This is a genomic window from Nonomuraea sp. NPDC049625 (assembly GCF_040675285.1).
GTDB classification, from domain to species: Bacteria; Actinomycetota; Actinomycetes; order Streptosporangiales; family Streptosporangiaceae; genus Nonomuraea; species Nonomuraea angiospora_A.
On the sequence record NZ_JBFAOQ010000004.1, the window covers coordinates 387911 to 410361 of the forward strand.

A 22451-nucleotide genomic window follows, 5' to 3' on the forward strand; every position below is an offset into this window, starting at 1 on the left:
CCCCGGCACGGGATCTCGACGGAAGGTCGGAAGGGTGCGTACTCTGGCAACCGGGAGTTGTCGGGGGATCACGAGGCGCGCTCGGAGTGGCGCCTCCTAGTTCGTGCCGCCCGCCGACCTTCCTCGCCGTGGAGCGCCGGATGACCGACGACGAATCCGCAACCGTCGAGAGGCCTAGACCGCGCTGGAACGGTCCATCTCTTCTGCTGTCGTCCGGCGGCGCCCGTGTCCTGGTGGCGGGCACGGGGACGCATCGGCCCGGGTCGCCGCTGCCGGCGGTGCCCGCCGTGCCGACTACGGTCGCGGACGTCGGGCGCTGCCTGGTCGAGCGCGGCGGGCTGGCGCAGGCCCACCTGACCGTACGGCTGGACCCGGCGACCCCCGCCGACCTGGGGCAGGCGCTGGACCGGCTGGCCCAGGAGGCGACGTCCGTCCTGCTGTTCTACTACGTCGGCCACGGCCTCATCGGCCCGGACAACGAGCTGCACCTGGCCACCCGCGCCACCGTGGACCTCGGCCGCGGCGCGCCCGGGTACCAGGCGCTGCCGTACGGGGTCGTGCGCCAGATCCTGTCCGCGTCGCGGGCCGAGCTCGTCGTCGTGGTCCTCGACTGCTGCTTCGCCGGCCGCGCCCGCGGGGCGTCGTCGCAGGCGGTGGAGCGGGTGTTCGACTCGATGTGGCAGGGGGCGTACCTGCTCACGTCGTCGAGCAGGGACGAGAACTCCTGGGCGCTGCCCGGCGTCCGGCACACGGCCTTCAGCGGCGCGCTGCTGCGGCTGCTGAACGCGGGCGATCCGGCGGGGCCCTCGGTGTTCACCCTGGATCACGTCTACCACAGCCTCGCCCGCAGGCTCCCCGACGCCGGTTTCCCCCGGCCCCGCCGCCAGGCCACCGACCTGGGCGATCGCCGCGCGTTCGCGGTCAACCCGGCCTACCTGGCCCCGCGCTCCCGGCCGGTCCCGCCGGTCGCGGAGCCCGGCGACGAGGCCGGCCCGTACCGGGGACTGGCCGTGTACGGGCCCGAGGACGCGGAGGTGTTCTTCGGGCGGCAGGAGCTGACCAGGTCGCTGGTGGCGCGGGTGCGGGAGGCGTTCGGGAGCGGACGCCCGCTGATCGTGACGGGTCCTTCGGGGGCGGGGAAGTCGTCGGTGCTGCGGGCCGGGCTGATCCCGGCGCTGCGGCACCAGATGGCCGAGGAGCTGTCGTGCGTCGTACTGGCCCCGGGCGCGGATCCGCCGGCGGAGCTGGCCCGCAGGGTGGCTCCGGGCGACCGGCGGTTACTGCTGGTGGTGGACCAGTTCGAGGAGGTCTTCACCGCGTGCGCGGACGAGCCGGCCAGGCGGCGCTTCGTCGAGGAGCTGGTCGCGCTCTCCAGGACTGCGGCCGTGGTGGCCTCCGTCCGGGCCGACTTCTTCGGGCACTGCGCGTCGTACCCGGGGCTGCTGGAGGCGATGCAGCGGCCCGCGATCGTCGGGCCCATGACCGTGACGCAGTTGCGCGCCGCGATCGAGGGCCCGGCCGCGCGGGCGGGGCTCTCGCTGGAGCCGGGGCTCACCGACCTGCTGCTCGAAGACGTCGGAGCCGGTGACGTGGAGCGCTCCGGCGGCGTGCTGCCGCTGCTGTCCCACGCGCTGCTGGCCACCTGGCAGCGCCGTACGGAGCGAACGCTGACGATGGCCGCGTACCGGGCCTCGGGCGGCATCGCGCGGGCGCTGGCCACGAGCGCCGAGGAGACGCTGCGGCACCTCGGCGCGGACGTGGAGCCGATCGCACGGGACCTGCTGGTACGGCTGGTGCACCTCGACGAGCAGACCGACGACACGAGGAAGCGGGTGGCCCTGGCCGACCTGGCTCCCGCGGGCGTCCCGCGGCGGGTCCTGGACGAGTTCGTGCGCACGCGGCTCCTCACGGTGAACGAGGACGAGGCGGAGATCGCCCACGAGGCCCTCATCCGCGCCTGGCCCAGGCTCCGGAACTGGATCGAGACCAACCGGGTCGACCTGCTCGTCCGCCAGCGCCTGGCCGAGGACGCGGAGACGTGGCAGCGGCAGGGCAGGGACCCGGCGTACCTGTACGCGGACAGCCGCCTGGCGGCGGCACAGGCTGTCGCGCAGGACGCGCGATCGGCGACCGAGCGGGCGTTCCTCGACGCGGCGCTGCGGCGGCGCAGACGGCGGACCTGGATCGTCCGCCAGGTGATCGCCGCGCTCACGGTCCTCCTCCTCGCCGCCGTGACCGCCGGCGTCCTGGCCCTGCGGCAGACCTCCGAGGTGACCAGGCAACGTGACCAGGCCGTCTCCACGCAGGTCGCCGACTCCGCCAACGGCGCCGCCGACGCCTCGCTCGGCGCCCAGCTCTCCCTGGTCTCCTACCGCATCGCCGACACCCCGGAAGCCCGCGGCGCGCTGCTCGGCACGCTGGCGCACCCGGTCGGCGCCCGCCTGATCGGGCACCGGGGCCCGGTCGAGTGGGTGTCCTACCGCCCCGACGGCCGCATGATCGCCACCGCCTCCAGCGACGCCACCGCCCGGCTCTGGAACGTCTCGAACATCGCCCGCCCCAAGGCCGTGAGCGAGCTCAAGGGCCACGCCGCGAGCGTGGTGCGAGCGGTGTTCAGCCCGGACGGGCGGGTGCTCGCGACCGCGTCCGTGGACCGGACCGCCCGGCTCTGGGACGTCTCCGACCCGGCCAGACCACGGGTCCTCGCCACGCTCAAGGGCCACACGAACAAGGTGAGCTCGGTCGCGTTCAGCCCCAAAGGAGGCGTCCTGGCCACCGTCTCCTTCGACGGCACCACCCGGCTGTGGAACATCGCCGACCCCGCCCGGCCCGCCCAGATCGCCCTCCTGCGGCAGAAGTACGTGCTCAACGACGTCGCCTTCAGCCCCGACGGGCGGCTCCTGGCGACCGCGGCGGGCGACGGAAGCACCACGATCTGGGACGTGCTGGACCCAGCGCGGCCCGGCGACCCGACGGTGCTGAGCGCGCCGGACGGCGGCAGCACCTGGAGCGTGACCTTCGACCCCGCCGGCCGCCGGCTCGCCACCGCCTCCACCACCGGCACGCTGTACCTCTGGGACGTCACCGCGGCCAAGCGCGTCGGCACCGCGCGGGGCCAGGGCTCCTTCGTGTACGACGTCACGTTCAGCCCCGACGGCAAGCTGCTGGCCAGCGCCGCCACCGACGCCACCGTCACCCTGTGGGACGTCTCGAACCCGGCCGAGCCGCGGCGCACGACCGCCCTGACCGGGTTCGCGAACACGGTGACCGCCGCCGCGTTCAGCCCGGACGGCCGGACGCTCGCCACGTCGTCGGCGGACACCATGACCAGGCTGTGGAACGTCTCCGACCCCGCCCGCGTCTCCTACCGCGCCGGCCTCGGCGAGCACACCGGCCCCGTCAACGCGCTCTCGATCTCCCCGGACGGCCGCATCATGGCCACCGCGTCCGGCGACAAGACCGTCAAGCTCTGGGACGTCTCCGACCCGGGCCTGGCCAGGTCGCTGTCCACGCTGTCCGGTCACACGGACATCGTCCAGACGGTCCGTTTCAGCGCGGACGGCCGCATGCTCGTCAGCGGCTCCTCCGACAACACGGCCAAGCTGTGGGACGTCTCCCGGCCGGCCACGCCGAAGCTCCTGGCGACGATCAGGAAGCACGTGAACGTCGTGGAGGCCGGCGCCTTCAGCCCGGACGGGCGGACGGTGGTGACGACGTCGCGGGACGGCCGCACCTACCTGTGGGACCTGGCCGATCCCCGGGCTCCCAAGCTGGTCTCCTCGCCGGGCGACGCCGACAACTGGCTGAACGCCGCCATGTTCAGCCCCGACGGCCACATGCTCGCGATCGGCTCGGGGACCGGGGCCATCCGGCTCTGGGAGGTGTCCAAGCCCGCCGCTCCGCGACTGCTGGCCAACTACCCCGCGCACATCAACAGCGTGCTGGGGCTGACGTACAGCCGGGACGGGAGGACGCTGGCGTCGGTGGGCTCCGACGGGACGGCCCGGCTCTGGGACCTCACCCACCCCGAGCGGCCGGCGCAGGTCGCGGTCCTGCTGGGGCACACGGGCGCGGTGGGCAGCGTGGCCTTCGCCGCCGACGGGCGCAGGCTGGCCACGGGGGCGCGCGACGGCACCATCCGGATCTGGAACCTCGCCGACCGGACCCGGCCGGTCACGTGGGCGGTGCTCGCCGGGTCCAACTGGGTCAACGGAGTGGCGTTCACGCCAGACGGGAACGTGCTGGCCAGCGCGTCGGGCAACGGGACGGCGCAGCTCTGGAGCATGGACGTGGAGCAGGCGCGGCAGCACGTCTGCGAGGTGTCCGGAATGACCATCACCCGGAGCGAGTGGGCCCAGTACGTGCCCGGGCTCCCGTACAGCCCGCCCTGCCAGGCCGGGTGACGCCGGCCGTGGAGATCGCGCGTCTTGCGCCCGCGGATCTCCCTGGCCATAGACTTCGGTGAGATGGCGTAATCTCCCATGATCCACCCGCACTGCTCCGTCTGCCGAAAACCGTGAAGGGCCGACCTTGTCGCGAAAAGTAAGCACAAAAGGCGTGCTCACCGACGACGAGCGTGTCACGATCCGCGACGTGGCCGCCCGGGCAGGCGTGTCGGCCACCACGGTCTCCAGGGTGATCAAGGGTGACTACCCGGTCGCCCAGGCCACCAGGACGCGGGTGCTGCGGGCGATGCGCGACCTCGACTACGTGCTCAACGTGCACGCCCGCGCCCTGTCGGGGGCGAGCACGAAGACGGTGGCGTTCGTGCTGGACGACGTCACGGGGCCGTCCTTCGCATACGTGGCCAAGGGCGTCGAGCAGCAGGCCACCGCCGAGGGTCGGCTGTGCATGGTGTGCACCACCCACGGCGACCCGGCCAGGGAGCTGGCCGTCGTGGAGGCGATGCGCGAGCAGCGGGCCGACGCGGTGATCCTGGTGGGGGGCGGCTCGCTGGACGACACGTACCGCGAGCGCATGTCCCACTTCGCCCACGCCCTCGACAAGGCGGGCTCCCGGCTGGTGCTGTGCGGGCGGCCGCCGCTCGGGGACGACGTGCCCACGACCGTCGTCGAGTACGACAACGAGGGCGGCGCCTACGCCATGACCAGCCACCTGCTGTCGCAGGGCCACCGGCACATCGCCCTGCTCGGCGCCTCGTCCCCCGCCGACCGCAGCACCACGAAGGTCGACCGGGAACGCGGGTTCGTGCGGGCGCACGAGTCCTTCGGGGTGCCCTATGACCCCGACCTGGTCATCCCGGCGGGCTTCGGCCGGGCCGACGGCTACGAGGGCACGCGCCGGCTGATCGCGCTCGGGACGCGGTTCACCGCGGTGTTCGCGGCCACCGACATGGTGGCCATCGGGGTGCTGGCGGCGCTGCGGGAGGCGGGGCTGCGGGTGCCCGACGACGTGTCGCTCGTCGGTTACGACGACATCCCGTTCGCCGCCGACCTGGAGCCGGGGCTGACGACGGTGCACATCCCGACGGAGGAGCTGGGGCGGACGGCGGTCCGGCTCGCGCTGAATCGCGAGGAACGCCAGCACGTGGTCCTCGGCACCCACATCGTCGTCCGCAACTCCGTCCGTCCCCCGCTGCGAGGGCAGTAGGTGGGCCGGCTGCGCGAATACGCCGAAGACTGGCAGGGCCGCTTGTTCGACGCCCCCGACCACCGCGAGAACTGGGGGCTGGTGCAGTTGATCAGCCTCAGTGCCCGGTGACCTGTTATCCGGCCGGGGCCCCGGCCCACGCGTGAGGGCCACGATCGGTTCTGCCGGATCGAAGGCCGGCGTCCGGCACGGGACGCTCGCGGGCGAAGCCGCGCGTGCCACCTGATCTTTGGGTAACGCGCCGCGTCCTGGATCAGAGGCGGATGTCGGCGGCGATCGGTAGGTGATCGCTGCCCGTCCTGGGCAGCGATCGGATCTTGGTCACGGTCATTCCGCGGGTCAGGATTTGGTCGATGCGCGCCATCGGGACGCGCGCCGGCCAGCTGAAGGCGAAATCGCGAGGTGGGGCTGCCATCAGCGAGGCGACCGGGCGCAACCCCCGGTCGTCCACGGTGCTGTTGAGGTCGCCGAGCAGAAGGATGCGATCGACCGGCTCGGCTGCCAGCACGGCGCCGAGCCGGGAGGCGCTCTCGTCTCGGCGTACGGAATCGAAACCCCCCAGACCGATTCGCACCGAGGGCAGGTGAGCGACGTAGATCGCGATGTCACCCTGCGGGGTGCGGGCTACCGCGCGCAGGCCGCGGTTCCAGTCTGGGCCGACGCCGTGCGGACGGATGTCCACCAGAGCCGCCTCGGCGAGGGGGTAGCGGGACCAGAGTCCGACCGTGCCTTGCACCGTCCAATACGGGTACTCGACGCCCAACGCGGCGGCCCAGGCCGGGCGCGCCGCCGGCACGAGCTCCTCCAGGCCGATGACGTCCGGCCGGGCCGCGATCAGCTTGCGCGCGGTGCCGGCCGGGTCGGCGTTCTCGTCACTGACGTTGTGCTGTACCGCGACCAGGTGATGCGGCTGGTCCGCGCGGGGCAACAAATGCCCGCCGAACTGGGCAAGCCAGGCGACCGTCGGCACCAGCGCGGCCAGCGCGCCCACCATGGAGCGCCGCCACCAGGCCAGGCCGAGCAGCACCGGGACGGCCAGCGCGAGCCACGGTAGGAACGTCTCGGCCAGGCTGCCGAGGTGACCGATCGCATTCGGCACGGATCGGGGGAAGGCGATGACGGTCGCGGTCAGCGCCGCGAGTGCGACCAGGAGTAAACGGAAGATCGGCACGGCGAGATCCTTGCAGGCTTTGGTGCGATCCGGATCCCCTCTTGATCATGTCGCGCGTATTCACGGCCATCCGGTGGCAAGGCCCTCCGCAGGTGAGTCCCGCATGAGCGGAGGTCGTCCGGCGGTGTCCCACCAAAGCGTGGTCCCTCTCGACACGTTAGGTGGCACCTACCGCTTGGCCGACGAGGTGATCGACGATCCGGCCGGGGCTGCGGAGTCCGGCACCCCCGCGTAGTCGGGCAGCTCGATGCCGTTGATCGCGCGCCCGACCAGCTCGGTGAACCATTCGCCGGCGAAATCGGGGCGCGGCTCGGCGCCTACCCCGGGGACGTCGCGGCTGCGGGCGTTCAACCGGCCGATCTCCTGGTTGGCCTCGACGAACGAGCGCATCCGCGCCTCGTAGCGGGCGAACCCGGCATCGGGGTCCCATCCGGCGGCGGCCAGCTCTCCGGCCAGCACGTAGGCGCCGACCAGCGCCAGCCCGGTGCCCTGCCCCGACATCGGCGAGGAGCTGAACGCCGCATCCCCGAGCAGCCCCACCCGTCCACTCGACCAGCGCTCCATCACCACCTGGGCAACCTGGTCGAGGTAGAAGTCCGGGGTGTCGTCCAGGTGCGCGAGGATGTCCGGGGTCAACCAGCCCAGACCCGCCATCCGCTCACGCAGCAGGACCTTCTGGGCCGCGACGTCACGGTAGTCGACGTCGACGTCGGCCGAGGCGAAGTAGAACATGGCCATCGCCCGGGTGGCGTCCTGGATGGGCCGCAGGAGGGCAGAGCGCCCGGACTCCTGATCCTGGTACTCGAGCAGCCAGCGGTCCAGCCCGAACTCGTTGGGCACACTGTAGAAGGCCAGCACGTGCCCGAGGTGGCGGAGGAACCGCTCAGGCGGCCCGAAGACCATCGCTCGCAGCTCCGAGTGCAACCCGTCGGCCCCGACCACCAGGTCGAAGCGCCGCCGGTCGCCGCCCGCGAAGACCACGTCGACCCCGTCCGCGTCCTGGGCGAGCTCCGCGATTCGGTCGCCGAAGACGTACTCGACGCCGTCGCGGGTGTTGTCGTAGAGCACCTGGGCCAGGTCCCCGCGCAGGATCTCGATGTCCGCGATGAACCCGTCGCCACCGTCGTCGTCGGCACGGAAGGTCTCCAGCACTTGCCCGTCCGCGTCCACGGTGTGCGCGCCGGCGGTGTCGGTGCACGCCGCGCGCACCGCCGCGTCCAGCCCCATGCGCCCGATGACCTCCCTGGCGACCCCGCGCGCGTCCACCCCCTGCCCGCCGGGACGCAGCTCAGGAGCCCGCTCCACCACGGTCACCTCGGCCCCCCACCGGCGCAGCCAATGGGCCAGCGCGGGTCCCGCGATGCTCGCCCCCGCCACCAACACCCTGGGACCGCTCACCCGCGTCCCCTGCCCGCCGGTCCGGATGGTGTGCTCCTGCTTGGAGTCGTCGACGCTCATCACTGCCTCCATATGCTTCTGTCGGTGTGTCCAGCCGTATCGACCACGGGTCCGCACAAAACTCATCGGCACGACCGAAATCGCGTCCACGCTCCCGCAAACACCCTGAACTCGGCATGTGCGTGCGACGTGCATGGTCATGATCAGGCCGTCAGCTAGGCCGCCACCTGAGAATTCGCCAGATCTGCGCGCAACACAGTGAGACGCTGCGGCCACGGCGTCTTCGTTACTCATCTACAGGATCGCGATGATGCGGGGATCACGCCGGCGTGTGCCACGCCATGCCGGCCACGTCTCCGTCGTCGGCCCAACATTCCTCGTCCCTCAGGAGAAGGCCATGGCAGTCACCCTCTACGAGACCTCCAGCGGCCTGCTCATCCTCGCACGCTGGGACGAGGTGGCATGGTCCCTTCAGATCGCCGACCGGACGAACCTGATGGGCCGATTCGCCGAACACGCCGAGGCTTGGACCAGTGGCGATTGGGAGCCGAACGAGACCGACGGTTGGCATCCCGCGAGCGTCGACGACCTCGACAACCTCGACAACCTCGACGACCTCACGGTCATAGCAACGTGGGATGCAGTCCATGGCGTGACACTCCAGGTCCACCGGCACGAGCTTGGCGACGCGGCGCAGGACTACCTGCCTTCCCTCATCGTGAAGAGCTTCACTTACACCCGCGAGAACGCCAACCCGGCCTGGGGCATCGACGTCATCACCATCACGGCCTCCGGAACGGAGGTCATCGAAGAACACACCGTCGACGGCGTCACGCGCAGCGACAGCCATCGCCGGAGCTTCGTCGATGAGTTCGAGGTGGAGCTGCACTTGCGCAGGCGCGACGTTGATTACGCCGGCGAAGGCTACGAGGGTGTCGTTTCCCGCTGACATCGCATGACGAACAACACCACGCGAGACTCACTCGCAGTAACTGATCACCAAAAGTGAGTCATGGCCCACCTACTGCCGTGGTGGGGCGGTGGACTCGCGGATGATCAGGCGGGGTGGGACCAGGGAGATGTCCGGTTGCGGCTGGCCGCTCAGTTCGGCGAGCGCCGCGTGGAAGCATGCCCGGCCCAGCCCCACGAAGTCCATGCGTACGGTCGTCAGCGCCGGGGTCCAGAAGGCCGAGCCGGGAATGTCGTCGAAGCCCACGATGCTGACGTCCCCGGGAACGTCCTTGCCCGCGTCGTAGAGCGCCCGCCGTACCCCCTGCGCGATGTCGTCGTTGCCGCACAGGATCGCCGTCACCCCGGGCGAGCGGGCCAGCCGCTCCCCCGCCGCGTACGCCGACTCGATGTCCCACCCGCACCCCAGCACCGAGGGGATCTCCGCTCCCGCCTGCCGCAGCGCGTCGCGCCACCCCGCGTGCCGCCCGCCGGCCCGGCCCTCGGACGGGATGGCCACGTGGTGGACGGTACGGTGCCCCAGGTCGAGCAGGTGCTGGGTGGCGTCGGCGGCGGCCCTGCGCTCGTCCAGCGCGATCGCCACCCGCCCCAGATCGGGTGCGACCGGCTCGGCGGCCACCACGGCCGGGATGTGCGGCGGCAGCGCCTGCGCCACCACCGTACCCAGCGGGTCGAACGCGATCACCACCAGGCCGCCCGCGCTCGGATCGCTGACGTAGTCGACCGTCTGCCGGACCTCGGCCGACTCCACGACCCTGATCCCCAGCGCCACGCCCTCGGTCCTGGCGGCCTCCTCGATGCCCTGGAGGGTGGAGGCGTACCCGTACAGCATGGTGTTGGAGGTCACGACGGTGACGCCGCTGGCGCGGCCGAGGCCGAGCGCCCGGGCGGCCCGGTTGGGGCGGAACCCCAGCCGGTCGATCGCGGCCAGCACCGCGGCCCGGGTGTCGGGCCGCACCCGGGGTGAGTCGTTCAGCACGCGGGAGACGGTCTGATGCGAGACGCCGGCCGCGGCGGCGACGTCGCGGATGCTCGGGACGGCCCCTTTACGGACATGTCGGGGGCTCGTGGTCACGGTCACATGGTAGTCGGGCCCAAGAGCGGAGGTCGGGAGGCTCCAGGTCCCCCGGAAGTGCCGGTCAGTCGGCTCGTACGGGCTGCTGGTAGTTGTTCAGGAGGGTGAAGTGCTCCCTCGACTCCGCCGGGATCGGGCCGATCTCCACGGGAGCGGAGGGGGAGATCAGGTCGGCGCGGTAGAGCTTGGCCGTGGCGGGGTCGTCGTTCTCGTTGGCCGCGATGATCAGGGAGCGGCGGTCCCGGGAGACGGCCGCCGTGATGATCGACGACTCGGTCGCCGGGGCGATCTCGTTCTTCACCTTCACCTCGGTGTGCTGCACGTAATCGATGTCGTTCCGGGCGAGCCGAGGGTTGATCCGCGCGGTGTAGAAGTCGTTGCTCCCGCCGGCGCAGAGCAGGTCGGTGGCGTTGATCCAGGCGAGCGGGTCGCAGTGGCGAAGGCCGCCGTCGCGTACGACAATCTTCATGCCGAACGGCAGTTGGAGCGGAGCGTCCTCATAGCGGTCCACCGTGTTCCCGAGGATGTCCAGTTCGGCCCCTTGGACCAGGTTGATCCCCACGGCCGCCCGGCTGGGGTTCGCCGCGAACCTCCCGGAGGGATGGACGGTGCCCGGGCACATGACGGCGACCGATCCCGCGACGCGGTAGAAGGTGTCGTCGTTGCTGTTGATGAAACAGGCCAGGCTGATCTTGCGCGGAGTCAGCCGGCCGTTCGGGTCCGCCGAGAAGTACTGCTGGGAGTCGCGCAGGAACCAGAACGACCCGTCAGGCGCGAATCCGGGGTACTTGTCGGAGAACGTCTCCTTGACGTATCCCTTCTTGTTCGATCTGTCGGTGAGGTCCGTGAACGTCCCGGTGCCGAGGTCGAGCCAGCCGACGTGCGTCGGGTCGCCGCTGGACCGGAAGTCCACCTGGATGGCGACCCGGCGGCCGTCCGGCGAGACCGGGCTGACGCCGGGATCTCCCTCCTCACCGCACAGGCTGCGCACGACGGCCTTCTCTCCGCCCGCCGTCGCGGCGATCTCGGTCAGGAGCGGCGCGAGCGTCACGCTGGAGAAGCTCGCGACACCGGTACGGAAGGCGTCGTCGTAGGCCGTGGCCCGCCACCCGTCGTCATTCCACGAGCAGGCGACCGGCCCCTGGGCGGCGAGCACGGCCGGAAGGCTCTTCGCCGCCTCGGCCAGCGCCGTCTTCCTGGCGTCCGGAGTGGGGGCGGAGGCGCGCGGGCTCGGCTGGGACAGGGCGACGGGGCCGGAGGCCGCCGAACAGCCGGTTGCCGCCAGGAGGAGCGCGACCGCCGTCGCCGGCCAGCCACCGCTACGGGAACTCATCCAAGATCTCCTTCACGCCTTCAATGATGATCCTTAAAAGAGTGAATATCATTAACCATGTGTCGCCCATTCACCGCAAGTGGCCGCGGCAGGCGAGACCAGACAAGATGGTCGGGTGACAGCGTTGACGCGACGGGAACGACTGCGGGCCGAGCTCGAACGCGACGTCAAGGCCGCCGCCCGCAGGATTGCCGCGGAGGAGGGCATCGAGGGCCTCACCCTCGCCGCCGTGGCCCGCGGCGTCGGCGTGACGCCCCCGGCCCTCTACCGCTACTTCAACGGCAGGGCGGGCCTCATCCGCGCCATCTACGACGACATCACCGCGGAGTTCATCGACACCGTGGACCGGGCCGCGCGGCGCCAGGACCCTGACGACATCAGCGCCCAGCTGCACGCCGCCACCCAGGCCGTGCTCGACTGGTCGCTGGCCAACAAGGTCGAGTTCGACCTGCTCATGGGCGCCGGGTTCGCCAAGATCGCCGAGTCGGAGGAGGGCATCCCGGTGGTCATCGCGCGCGAGCTGGGCGGCCTGTTCGGGAAGCTGTTCGCCCGCCTGTGGAACGAGGGGCGGCTGACCTGCCCGGCGGACGAGGAGATCGACCCCGTCCTGGCAGCCCAGTTGCGCACCTACCGCTCGGAAGTCGGCCTGGAGTTCCCCATCGGCGTGGTGTTCCTCATGGTCGTCTGCTGGCGGCAGATCTACGGGCTGCTCTGCATGGCCGTGTACGGGCACCACAAGTTCGCCTTCGACGACCTGCAGCCGTTGTTCGAGCACATGATCGACGACCTGCTCGGCCTCCTCGGGCTCAAGCGGAGCCCCAACCTGCGCCTGCGGTGAAAGGGGCTCCTCCCGCAGGTGACCTCAGCCGGCGGGTTGAGGTCACCGACGCCGGGCAGCCGGATCCCGGCCTTCTTGCGAGCAGGTCAGGCCGGTCGGCTCGGTAGGCGTCAGTGTGGACAAGGTAGGGAAGACCTCCGCCCCAACAGGCAGGTAGGCATGACTGAACATGAGTGATCTTCCCGCCACATTAGAGGCATGAAGAGATTGCTCGCCGCCGCTGTCGCCGGCTGTCTGGTCATCGCCCCTGTGGCTCCCGCCTTCGCTGCCGCCGCAACGCCCTCGCCGCAGTCCCGCCTTGACCGGCTCACCACCGAGGACGGCATGGCGGGCGCGTTGAGCCAGGTACGGACCCCGGGCGGCACGACCGTGACCCTGCATTCCGGCACCGCGGAGCGGGGCACCGGCCAGCCGATGATCGGCCCGGAGGGCCGGTTCCGGATCGCCAGCGCGAGCAAGCCGATCATCGCCGCCACCGTGCTGCGGCTGGTCGATCAGAAGAAGATCGACCTGGACGCGCCGGTGGAGCACTATCTGCCCGGCGTGCTGCGCGGCAGGGGCGACGGTGCGGCGATCGACGGGCGGAAGATCACCGTGCGGATGCTGCTGCAGCAGACCAGTGGCCTGCCCGAGTTCCTCGACGCGATCGAGTGGAAGGAGCCGCTCCCGGACTTCCTGCGGGTGGCGCTCGCGCTCAAGCCCACGCCCCGCGGCTCGTTCGCCTACGCCAACACCAACTACCTGGTCCTCGGCATGATCGTGACCGAGGTGACCGGCAAGGACTTCCGGCAGGCGAGCCGAGAGCTGATCTTGAAGCCGTACGGGATGCGGGACACGTACTGGCCGGCCAAGGGCGACTACGGCATCCGCGGCCCGCACGCCCACACCTACGGGGTGCACCCCGGCCGCCCGCAGGACGGCGAGGTGGATCTGACCGACCGGCTGCCCACGTACGAGTTCGGGCCCAGCGGCGGTCTGGTCTCCACCCCGGAGGACCTCAACCGGTTCTGGCGCAAGGCCCCGCTGGGCAAAATGATGGCAAGCACGGTGCCGGTCGAGCAGGAAGGCTGGCCCGAAGGCGCCCGCTACGGCTACGGGGTGGCCCGGATGGAGTCGGGCTGCGGCCATGCCTACTTCGGCGCCGGCGACATGCCGGGGGCCGCGGTGTTCAGCGGCCGGGACCGGGCCGGGCGCGCGGCCACCGTCTACGTCACGGGCGTCCCCGAGAAGCGGCAGCACCTGATCGACGCCTTCGTCGCCGCCATGTGCGATCGCTGAGTCTGTCCGCCGGTTCCTCAACCCCGCACCAGGTGCAGCTACTTTGGAGCTCGTCACACGAACCCGAGTAAAGGGCCCGGATTCGAGCTGAAGGCTTCATCAGGATGAACCCATGAGTGTTCGGCCTTCATAGGCCGTATGGGCCCTTAGGTTCGTGGCGACTCGCGGGGTCCTGGTCTTCGGCGCGGCCATCCGTCGATGGCATGCCTTTACGGGGCATTGCGGGAACGCCCATTTCCCTTTTGCATCGCACCATATTGTTATTCTGCGGTGATAAAACTCTGCCAGGATTCTTCGGCCAAGATCAATGAGAGGAATCCTGTGAGACTGTTAACTAGGGCCGGGCACCGGATCAGTGCACTGGTGGCCGTTGTCGCCCTGGCTTCCGGTGCGTTCGCCTCGGGTGCACAGGCCGCCCCGGAATCGATAGTTTTCGGGGCCGCTTCCGCGGCGCCGAAAAGACACACGGGCACCTGCCCGGTGAGCGTGACGCTGTCCACCACGGTGAAGGTGAAGGCGCCTGTTGCGCTGAAGTACCAGTGGACCTTCAGCGACGGTGACAAGAGCAAGATCAAGACGTACCGGATCGGTGGCAAGGGCGTCAAAACCATCCGCCTGTCCACATCGCTCAAGGTCGGTGGCGATGTCACCGGCTGGGGTGCCGTCCGTGTGATCAGCCCGGCGACGAAGACCTCCAAGAAGGCGTCGTTCGCCGTCACCTGTAACGATGGCGACGAGAACACCGGCGACGTCTTCGACAGCGTGAACACCTCCGTCGAATACGTCAATGCCAACGCCACGCCGACCCCCACGTCGAGCCCGAGTCCGACCTCGAGCCCGGCTCCGACTCCGACTCCGACTCCGACCGGGACCGAAACCCCGCTCCCGAACCTGGTGCAGAAGGCCCGCATCGCCTTCGAGCGCACCACCGCGTCGAAGTGCCCGTTGACCTTCAAGCTCCACGGTCGGCTTGAAGGGATCCCCGCGGGTGCGCAGTCGATTCAGTACCGCCTCGTCGGCGCCAAGGACTGGAAGACGCTCAACGTGCCGGCCGAACATGGCCCCGTCTACAACGCCGTGCTTGAGACGCTGAACTGGGACCAGGAGTCGACCACGTACTCGGTGCAGATCGAGTTCAATCAGGCCAGCAGGCTCAAGACCAACATCATCTACTACTTCGAGTGCGCCGGGCCGAAGGCGAGCACTCAGATCGGCGACGCCGCCGGCGACATCAAGCGCGACAGCTGGGGCAGCGGCCCACTGGCCGAGCTGGTGGCCGACGCCATGCTCGAATCGGTCCAGCCCGTGTCCGGCGCGCAGATCGCCCTGGTCAGCAAGTACGCGGTCCGCTCGCCGAACGCCGAGATCAAGAAGGGTCCCGTCACGTACGGGCAGCTGTACGCCACGCAGCCGAACGGGCTCCACGTCGACACCTGGTCCATGAGCGGCTCCCAGCTCAAGTGGCTGCTGGGGCACGCGAGCAAGGAGCGGGGTGTGCTGACCCCGTCCGCCGGGCTGCGCTACAGCCTGGCGAACGGAGAGATCACGGAGATCACGCTGAACGGCGCGCCGGTGACCGATACTCAGGTGATCAAGGTCGCCGCGAACTACATCCTGGCCGGCGGCTGGGAGGGGTTCCCGCAGTGGAAGTGGCCCAACAACAGCGTGGCGCACAGCGGGCCTGACGACCGGGGTGCGCTGGCGTCGTACTTCGCCGACCACTCGCCGATCAGCGCTCCCAAGGGGGACCGCGTCACGGTTCGCGGATGAATTTCCTAGGCGTACGCATTCCTTAGGCGTAGCGTGCGCTGTTCTCCGGGCGGAAAGCATTCCGTCCGGAGAAAGCCTGGCTTCTGACCCGGGGCCCGCGCCACGCGAAGATTCCGCGCCACCATTGGCGCCGGCTCCGGCCTGCTCGTTTTCGCCATCTGCGCCAGACGAATATGGCCCCTCTCGACTACGCAACGGTCAACTCTGGGGTTATTTCACAGTCCGGGGTGGGCATCGGCAGGCCCACCCCGGTAACCAGGCGACGGGAGGGTGGCGCCACCTACCCCTGGGTGAGCCGGAGGACGCCCCAGTGGCTGGTGTCCAGGTAGCTTCGGCCAGTGTTGTCGTTCCAGGTCACGGCGCTGGTACGGGCGGTGCCCGTGGCGTCGTTGACCTGGGCGTCGAAGCCCAGCAGCGTCCCCGGCGCGAGTGTGATCGTGGGCAGGTCGATGGCCGCCTCGACGACGTACCCGCCGGGCACCGTCCTGGTCACCGCCTTCACGTGGTCCTTCACCCCGCCCGCGTCGAACGTCCCGCCGACCGTGATCCGGCCCGAGAAGCTGATCCGGTACTGGCCGTCGTCGTCCTCGTAGCCCTTGGTCTTGCCGTTGCCCGGGTCCACGAAGATCTCGACGGAGTCCTGCTCCCACGAGTTCGGGGACTCCTCGCTCAGTGTCGGATCGGCGACCTGGGCGAGCACGTACAGCGTGGATCCGCTCCACAGCGAGCGCACCTTGGCGGTCGCGCCGGACGTGCCCTGGATCCAGGTCGCGGTGCGGATCTCCGGCGCGGCCGTCCAGGCCCGGTCCACGGCGCCGTCGAGCACGGGCGTGCGGTGGGCGGCGGAGGCGAGCTTGACCGCAGGTGCGGCGGTCACCTTCCCCGTCCAGGAGGTGCTCGCACCGGCGGAGTCGCTCACGGTCACGTCCGTGTTGGTGCCGGTCGCGATCAGGGCCTCGACGCGGTAGCCGGTCGGCGTCGGCCGCACCGCCGCCTTGGGGCCGCCGGTCCATCCGACGGCGTACGAGGTGCCGGTCCGCTCGACGACGTACGGGGTGCCGGTCCCCTGGACGACGTACGAGCCGCCGGTTCGTTTGACGACGTACGAGGTGCCGTCGACCGTGAACGTCACCCGATCGTCCTTGCCCGCCGTCGGATCCGTGACCTCGGCGAGCACGTACAGCCCCTTGCCCGACGAGCGCGCCTGGAACCCGGCCGACACGTCGCCCACCCGCGCGATCGGCGAGTCCGGCAGCAGGTCCCACTCGAGGTCCCGCCTGCCGTCCACCTTGGGCGTCCCGGCGGGCGCCTCCAGCCGGCGCACCGGCGGGGCCAGCCGCGACGGGTCCACGACGCCCCAGTAGGCGGGTTTGGCCTGCAGGTCGTCGTCGAACAGCAGCGGCGCGTTCAGCCGCGGGATCGGCCACGACCGCAGCCAGCTCACGTCGTCGGACTCGCCCCAGACGGTCACGGAGCTGAGCTTGGCGGCCTGCCGCCGGAAGACGTCGAACAGCTCCTTGTAGCGGTGGCCCTGCTGGACGAGCAGCTCGGGCGGGATCGTGTCGTACGACGACACGAAGTCCGTGTAGACGCTGACGTCCAGCTCGGTGATCTGCTGGTCCACCCCCAGCGTGGCGAAGCGCTCGATCGTGGCCTCGACGGAGGAGGCGGGCGGGTGCTCGATGTTCAGGTGGAGCTGGTGGCCGACGCCGTCGATCGGCACCCCTTCCGCCTTGAGCCGCTTGACCAGCGTGTAGAGGGCCTCGCGCTTGCGCGGGAACTCGGTGTTGTAGTCGTTGATGAAGAGCTTGGCGTCCGGGTCGGCCTCGTGGGCGACGCGGAAGGCGGTGCGGATGAAGTCGAGGCCGGCGATCTCGTACCACTTGGAGCGGCGCAGGCCGTCGGGCTGGTTCTCGTCCACGACCTCGTTGACCACGTCCCAGGCCGCGATCTTGCCCTTGTACCTGGTCACGAGCGTGCGCACGTGCGTCTCCAGGCGCTTGAGCAGCAGCTCCTTGTCGGCGTTCTGGAAAACCCAGTCGGGGGTCTGGCTGTGCCAGGCGAGCGTGTGGCCGCGGATCGTCATGCCGTGCCGGGTGGCGAAGTCCACCAGGAAGTCGCCGTCGGCGAAGGTGAACTCGCCCTCACGGGGCTCGGTGGCGTCCCATTTGAGCTCGTTGCCGGGGGTGACGCCGCTGAAGTGCCTGGCCAGCAGCTCGCCGTGTACGCCGAGCGCGTCGGGCCTGGTGAGCGCCGAGCCCATGACGAACGGCACCTTGTCCTTGAGCGCGGGGATGTCGGTCTGGATCGGCTTGGGCTGGATGTACTTCATGGAGAAGTCGTCCAGGTAGAAGGGGAACGTGCCGGTGTCGGACTCGACATAGACGCTGAGGAAGTCGACGTCGTACGCGAGCGTGTACGTGCCGGACAGCTGCACCCACTCCCCCGCCGGCACGTCCTTCGGCGAGACGACGCGCTCGTAGCTGGGGGTGCCGCCGGTCCTGCGCTCGATCGACAGGCCGAGCCGGCCCGCCGTGGCCTCCGGTCCGAGCCGCACCCACACCGACAGGGCGTATTTGTCGCCCTTGGCCATCCGGCCGAACACGTTGAGGGCGGGACCGTCCCAGGAGGCAGAGCGGCCGCTCACGGCCAGCGAGCGGCTGCCCGCGTGGGCGGCCTCCGCGCTCGGCAGGAGGGTGGCGGCGGCCCTGGGCGCCCAGTCCTGCGCGGTGCCGTCCTCGAAGTCGCTGCTGACGGGCTCGCGCGTGGGGTCGCCCAGCGGGGTGACGACGATGTCGTCCAGGTAGAACTCGCCGGTGGCGTCGGAGCTCTCGGCGTAGAGCTGCACGTCGGCGGACTCGGCGGTGAACAGGTAGTTGCCCGACAGCCGCGTCCACCCGCCGTCGGTCACGGTGGCCGCCGCGACCCGCTCGTACGTGGTGCTGCCCCCGGTCGGGGTGCGCTGGACGGTCAGCGCGATCGTGGCGGCGGGCCGGCCGCTCACCTGCCGCGCGTACGCGGTCACGGTGTAGCCGACACCCCGGACGAACGGCGCGGAGATGGACGCGCCGTGCCACGTGGCGGTCCGGCCGGCGGTCAGGAGGCTGCTCGTGCCCCCGTGGGCGGCGTCCGGCGTCACCGTGACGGAGACGCCATCGCCCCGTGGCCCCCATCCCTGGGTGGTGCCGTTCTCGAAGTCGTAGGCGAGGTCCGCCGCCGCGTGCGCGGAGAGCGCGGGAACGAGGCATAACAGGGCGGCGGCCACCAGGGCTCGAAGGGTGCGCACGATGCTCCCGATGAAAGTTTCAGCGAAGCGCCGATAAATATCAGGCGGACTGTAGATCGGCGCGCTCCCATGGTCAAGATCACCCATAATCTTGCAATCGCTTGTTGCAGCGCGGTGCAGTTTCACTGCAGGGCATTGACGGAGTGAGGCGGCTGGGTCAGCGTTTCATGCAACCGCTTGCCGCGCCCTATCGGCGAGGTCGCCTCATGCGCTTCCTGTTACTTCTCCCCCTGCTCGCCCTGCCTCCTGTGACAGCGGCCCCGGCGCCCGCCGCCATCGTGGTCGCGGCGGACGGCCCGGGCGACCACACGACCGTGCAGGCCGCGGTCGACGCCGTCCCCGCCGGCAACACCCGTCCGGTCACCATCCTGGTCCGCAAGGGCACCTACCGGCAGCGTCGAGGGCGACGTCGACTTCGTCTTCGGCCGCGCCACCGCCGTCTTCGACCGCTGCCTGATCAAGGGCAGGACGCGCGGCAGCGCGGACAACAACGGCTACGTCACCGCCGCCAGCACCGAGCTGAGCAACCCGTACGGCTTCCTGATCTACCGCAGCCACCTCACCAGCGACGCGCCCGCCCGCACCTTCCATCTGGGCCGCCCGTGGCCGGCCGGCGGCTCCACCACGGCCCGGGGCCAGGTGCTGGTGCGCGAGTCGTGGCTGGGCCAGCAGATCAAGGACGCCCCCTGGACCGACATGTCCGGCTTGAGCTGGCGGGACGCCCGCCTGTCCGAGTACCGCAACCACGGGCCTGGCGCCACCGTCAACGACGACCGGCCGCAGCTCACGTCCGACCAGGCCGCCGCCTTCACCCCGGAGCGGTACCTGGCGGGCGCCGACGGCTGGAACCCGGTCCGCCGCCACCGCCCCGTCCCGCGCGAGCCCGGCCGCGAAGTGCTCCCCCGCGACGACGGCTGGGCGGCGGCCACCACCGGCACCACCGGCGGCTCCCTGTCGGTGTTCGACGGCACCGCGATCACCGCGAAGGGCAACCTGGTGGACGGCGCACCGGCCGACGTGGTGGCCGCGTACAACGCCGCGCACGGCACGGCCATCGGCTCGGACGCCGGCTGGACCCCGGCGCTGTTCACCCGCGTCCACCCGCCGCAGGCGCTGCGCGCCCTCGTCCCGGCCAGGGCCGGAGGCGGCCGCCTGCGCTGAGGCGGCCCGAGCCCGATCAGGTGACGGGGCCGAAGGTGGGAGTGGCGCGGCCACCTTCAGCCCCCCTGGCACCCCCGGGCCTCGCCTAGCCTCGAAGACATGGACAGGGAGAACCCACTCGGCCAGTTCCTGCGGGCCCGCCGCGAGCTGCTCCAACCGGAGGAGGCCGGCGTGCCGGTCACGACCCGGCGCCGCGTGGCGGGGCTGCGCCGCGAGGAGGTCGCCCGGCTCGCGGGCGTGAGCACCGACTACTACGTACGGCTGGAGCAGGGCCGCGAGCGCCACCCCTCCGCACAGGTGGTCGACGCGCTCGCCCACGCCCTGGCCCTGGAGGAGGACGCGGTCGCGCACCTGCACCGGCTGGCCCAACCGGTCCGGCGCAGGCGGGCGTCGGCCAGGCGGGAGCGGGTCAGCCCGAACCTGCTGCGCATGATGGAGGGCTGGCCGCACACCCCCGCGGTGGTCCTGGGCCGCTGCCTGAACGTGCTGGCCGCCAACGCGCTCGGCAGAGCCTTGTTCGACGGCCACGCCTACAGCGGGGACCTGGTCCGGCTGGTGTTCCTCGACCCGGACGCGCGGGAGTTCTATCCCGACTGGGACCGGGTGGCGGTCAACACGGTCGCCGGGCTCCGCGCCGGCGCGGGCGCCGACCAGGACGACCCGCTGCTGATCGAGGTGGTCGGCGAGCTGTCGGTCAAGAGCGAGGCCTTCCGCAGGCTGTGGGCCCGCCACGACATCCGCCAGAAGACCCACGAGACCAAGCGCTTCCGCCACCCCTTGGTGGGCGAACTGACCCTGCACTACGAGTCGCTGACTGTGAACAGCGCTCCCGGGCAGCAGCTCGTCGTCTATCAGGCCGACCCGGGCAGCCCGTCGGAAGAGTCGCTGTCCCTGCTGGGCTCCCTGACCGCCGGCTGAACAACCCTTCACCGACCGCGCCCCGGCCGGGGCGCCATTTCGCCATGCCTATCTACCTGGAGATATATCACCATGTCCGTCTGGTTCATCACCGGCTGTTCCACCGGCCTGGGCCGCGCGCTGGCCACCGCCGTATTGGAAAGCGGCGGCCGCGCGGCCGTCACCGCCCGCGACCCCCGGCAGGTGGCCGACCTCGTCGCCGAGCACGGCGACCGGGCCGTGGCCCTGCCGCTCGACGTCACCGACAAGGCCCAGATCGCGGCGGCGGTCGAGCGGGCGGAGTCCGCCTTCGGCCGCATCGACGTCCTGGTCAACAACGCCGGGTACGGTTACCTGGCCGCCGTCGAGGAGGGCCGGGACGACGAGGTCCGGGCGCTGTTCGACGCGAACGTGTTCGGGCTGGTCGACGTCACCAAGGCCGTCCTGCCGGGCATGCGCGCCCGCGGCAGCGGCCACGTCGTCAACGTCTCCTCGCTCGGCGGGCTGGCCGCGTTCGGGGCGACCGGTTACTACCATGCGACGAAGTTCGCCGTGGAAGGCCTGTCGGAGTCGCTGGCGGCGGAGGTCGCGCCGCTGGGCATCAAGGTCACGATCGTCGAGCCCGCGGCGTTCCGTACGAACTGGTCCGGCCCCTCCATGCGGCAGTCTCCCGTCCGCATCGACGACTACGCGGAGACCGCGGGCACGCGCCGCGCCTCCACCCTGGCCACCTACGGCCACCAGCCCGGCGATCCGGTGCGCGCGGCCGAGGCGATCATCACCGCGGTCGGGGCGGCCGAGCCGCCGCTGCGCCTGCTGCTCGGCCGGGCCGCGTACGAGATCGCCTCCGCGCGGCTCGACACGCTCAGGACCGGATTCGAGGCGTGGCGCCACGTCACGCTCAGCACCGACTACCAAGGGAACTGACTGATATGACGAAGATCGTCCTGGTCACCGGCGCCAGCAGCGGCATCGGCCAGGCCACCGCGATACGCCTCGCCCGCGAGGGCCACCACCTGGTCATCGGCGCCCGCCGCGAGGACCGGCTGGCCGCCGTCGCCGAGAGCATCAGGAACGAGGGCGGCAGCGTGGAGGTGCACCGCCTCGACGTGACGGACCGCGCGGACGTCACGAGGTTCGTCGACACGGCCGCGAAGCAGCACGGCCGGGTGGACGTGATCGTCAACAACGCGGGGGTGATGCCGCTGTCCCGGCTGGACTCGCTCCTGGTGGACGAGTGGGAGCGGATGATCGACGTGAACGTGCGCGGCCTGCTGCACGGCATCGCCGCGGCGCTGCCCCACTTCCAGCGGCAGGGCGGCGGCCACTTCGTCACCGTCGCCTCGATCGGCGCGCACGGGGTGGTGCCGACGGCCGCGGTCTACTGCGCCACCAAGTACGCCGCCTGGGCGATCACCGAGGGGCTGCGCCAGGAGCTGGACCCGAGCATCCGGGTCACCACGGTCTCCCCGGGCGTCGTGGAGTCGGAGCTGGCCGACACGATCACCGAGCCGGGCGCGCAAGAGGCGATGCGCGCGTACCGGGCGGCTTCGATCCCGCCGGAGGCCATCGCCGACGCCATCGCGTACGCGATCGGCCAGCCTGTGGAGGTGGACGTGAACGAGATGATCATCCGCCCGGCCAGGCAGCGCTGACCAGGTGGGG

General features: G+C 70.9%; 15 protein-coding genes. 10 read left to right on the forward strand and 5 right to left on the reverse strand.

Annotated features, from left to right (window positions below):
* The first annotated feature begins 140 nt into the window (after positions 1 to 140).
* Complete coding sequence (locus tag AB0J87_RS20160) at positions 141 to 4403, forward strand: hypothetical protein (RefSeq protein WP_363967179.1); 4263 nt, start codon at positions 141 to 143, stop codon at positions 4401 to 4403.
* Between the two features lie 154 nt (positions 4404 to 4557).
* Complete coding sequence (locus AB0J87_RS20165; RefSeq protein ID WP_363967181.1) at positions 4558 to 5610, forward strand: LacI family DNA-binding transcriptional regulator; 1053 nt, start codon at positions 4558 to 4560, stop codon at positions 5608 to 5610.
* 253 nt (positions 5611 to 5863) lie between these two features.
* Here AB0J87_RS20165 and AB0J87_RS20170 read toward each other — a convergent pair whose 3' ends face one another.
* Both AB0J87_RS20170 and AB0J87_RS20175 read right to left on the reverse strand, forming a co-directional pair.
* On the reverse strand, positions 5864 to 6781 hold the full coding sequence (locus AB0J87_RS20170; RefSeq protein WP_363967183.1) for an endonuclease/exonuclease/phosphatase family protein: 918 nt from the start codon (positions 6779 to 6781) through the stop codon (positions 5864 to 5866).
* A 168-nt stretch (positions 6782 to 6949) separates the two neighbouring features.
* Positions 6950 to 8239, reverse strand: coding sequence for an FAD-dependent monooxygenase (locus AB0J87_RS20175; protein ID WP_363967185.1), 1290 nt, complete (start codon positions 8237 to 8239; stop codon positions 6950 to 6952).
* Between the two features lie 337 nt (positions 8240 to 8576).
* On the opposite strand from AB0J87_RS20175, the gene AB0J87_RS20180 reads away from it, so the two are divergent.
* Entirely contained in the window at positions 8577 to 9128 is a 552-nt protein-coding gene (locus tag AB0J87_RS20180) for a hypothetical protein (protein WP_363967187.1), read from the forward strand.
* A 72-nt stretch (positions 9129 to 9200) separates the two neighbouring features.
* On the opposite strand, the gene AB0J87_RS20185 is transcribed toward AB0J87_RS20180, so the two are convergent.
* Both AB0J87_RS20185 and AB0J87_RS20190 read right to left on the reverse strand, forming a co-directional pair.
* Positions 9201 to 10223 (reverse strand): LacI family DNA-binding transcriptional regulator, encoded by a 1023-nt coding sequence (locus AB0J87_RS20185; protein ID WP_363967189.1) that lies wholly within the window; start codon positions 10221 to 10223, stop codon positions 9201 to 9203.
* A gap of 64 nt (positions 10224 to 10287) precedes the next feature.
* Positions 10288 to 11556 (reverse strand): hypothetical protein, encoded by a 1269-nt coding sequence (locus AB0J87_RS20190; RefSeq protein ID WP_363967191.1) that lies wholly within the window; start codon positions 11554 to 11556, stop codon positions 10288 to 10290.
* Between the two features lie 115 nt (positions 11557 to 11671).
* On the opposite strand from AB0J87_RS20190, the gene AB0J87_RS20195 reads away from it, so the two are divergent.
* The 3 genes from AB0J87_RS20195 (at position 11672) to AB0J87_RS20205 (ending at position 15442) form a co-directional block, all read left to right on the forward strand.
* Entirely contained in the window at positions 11672 to 12394 is a 723-nt protein-coding gene (locus tag AB0J87_RS20195) for a TetR/AcrR family transcriptional regulator (RefSeq protein WP_363967192.1), read from the forward strand.
* Between the two features lie 198 nt (positions 12395 to 12592).
* Entirely contained in the window at positions 12593 to 13672 is a 1080-nt protein-coding gene (locus tag AB0J87_RS20200) for a serine hydrolase domain-containing protein (RefSeq protein WP_363967194.1), read from the forward strand.
* Positions 13673 to 13942: 270 nt separating this feature from the next.
* On the forward strand, positions 13943 to 15442 hold the full coding sequence (locus tag AB0J87_RS20205) for a 5'-nucleotidase (RefSeq protein ID WP_363967196.1): 1500 nt from the start codon (positions 13943 to 13945) through the stop codon (positions 15440 to 15442).
* A gap of 280 nt (positions 15443 to 15722) precedes the next feature.
* On the opposite strand, the gene AB0J87_RS20210 is transcribed toward AB0J87_RS20205, so the two are convergent.
* Complete coding sequence (locus AB0J87_RS20210) at positions 15723 to 18728, reverse strand: endo-1,4-beta-xylanase (protein WP_363967198.1); 3006 nt, start codon at positions 18726 to 18728, stop codon at positions 15723 to 15725.
* Positions 18729 to 19181: 453 nt separating this feature from the next.
* Here AB0J87_RS20210 and AB0J87_RS20215 point away from each other — a divergent pair, with 453 nt between their 5' ends.
* From AB0J87_RS20215 to AB0J87_RS20230, 4 genes are all read left to right on the forward strand, one after another.
* Positions 19182 to 19889 (forward strand): hypothetical protein, encoded by a 708-nt coding sequence (locus tag AB0J87_RS20215; protein ID WP_363967857.1) that lies wholly within the window; start codon positions 19182 to 19184, stop codon positions 19887 to 19889.
* A 99-nt stretch (positions 19890 to 19988) separates the two neighbouring features.
* Positions 19989 to 20807: a helix-turn-helix transcriptional regulator gene (locus AB0J87_RS20220; RefSeq protein WP_363967200.1), complete on the forward strand. Its 819-nt coding sequence runs from the start codon at positions 19989 to 19991 to the stop codon at positions 20805 to 20807.
* 72 nt (positions 20808 to 20879) lie between these two features.
* Entirely contained in the window at positions 20880 to 21713 is an 834-nt protein-coding gene (locus tag AB0J87_RS20225; protein ID WP_363967202.1) for an oxidoreductase, read from the forward strand.
* A 5-nt stretch (positions 21714 to 21718) separates the two neighbouring features.
* Positions 21719 to 22441 carry an SDR family oxidoreductase gene (locus AB0J87_RS20230; protein WP_363967204.1) on the forward strand — a complete coding sequence of 241 codons (723 nt, stop codon included), beginning with the start codon at positions 21719 to 21721 and terminating at the stop codon, positions 22439 to 22441.
* Positions 22442 to 22451: the final 10 nt, after the last annotated feature.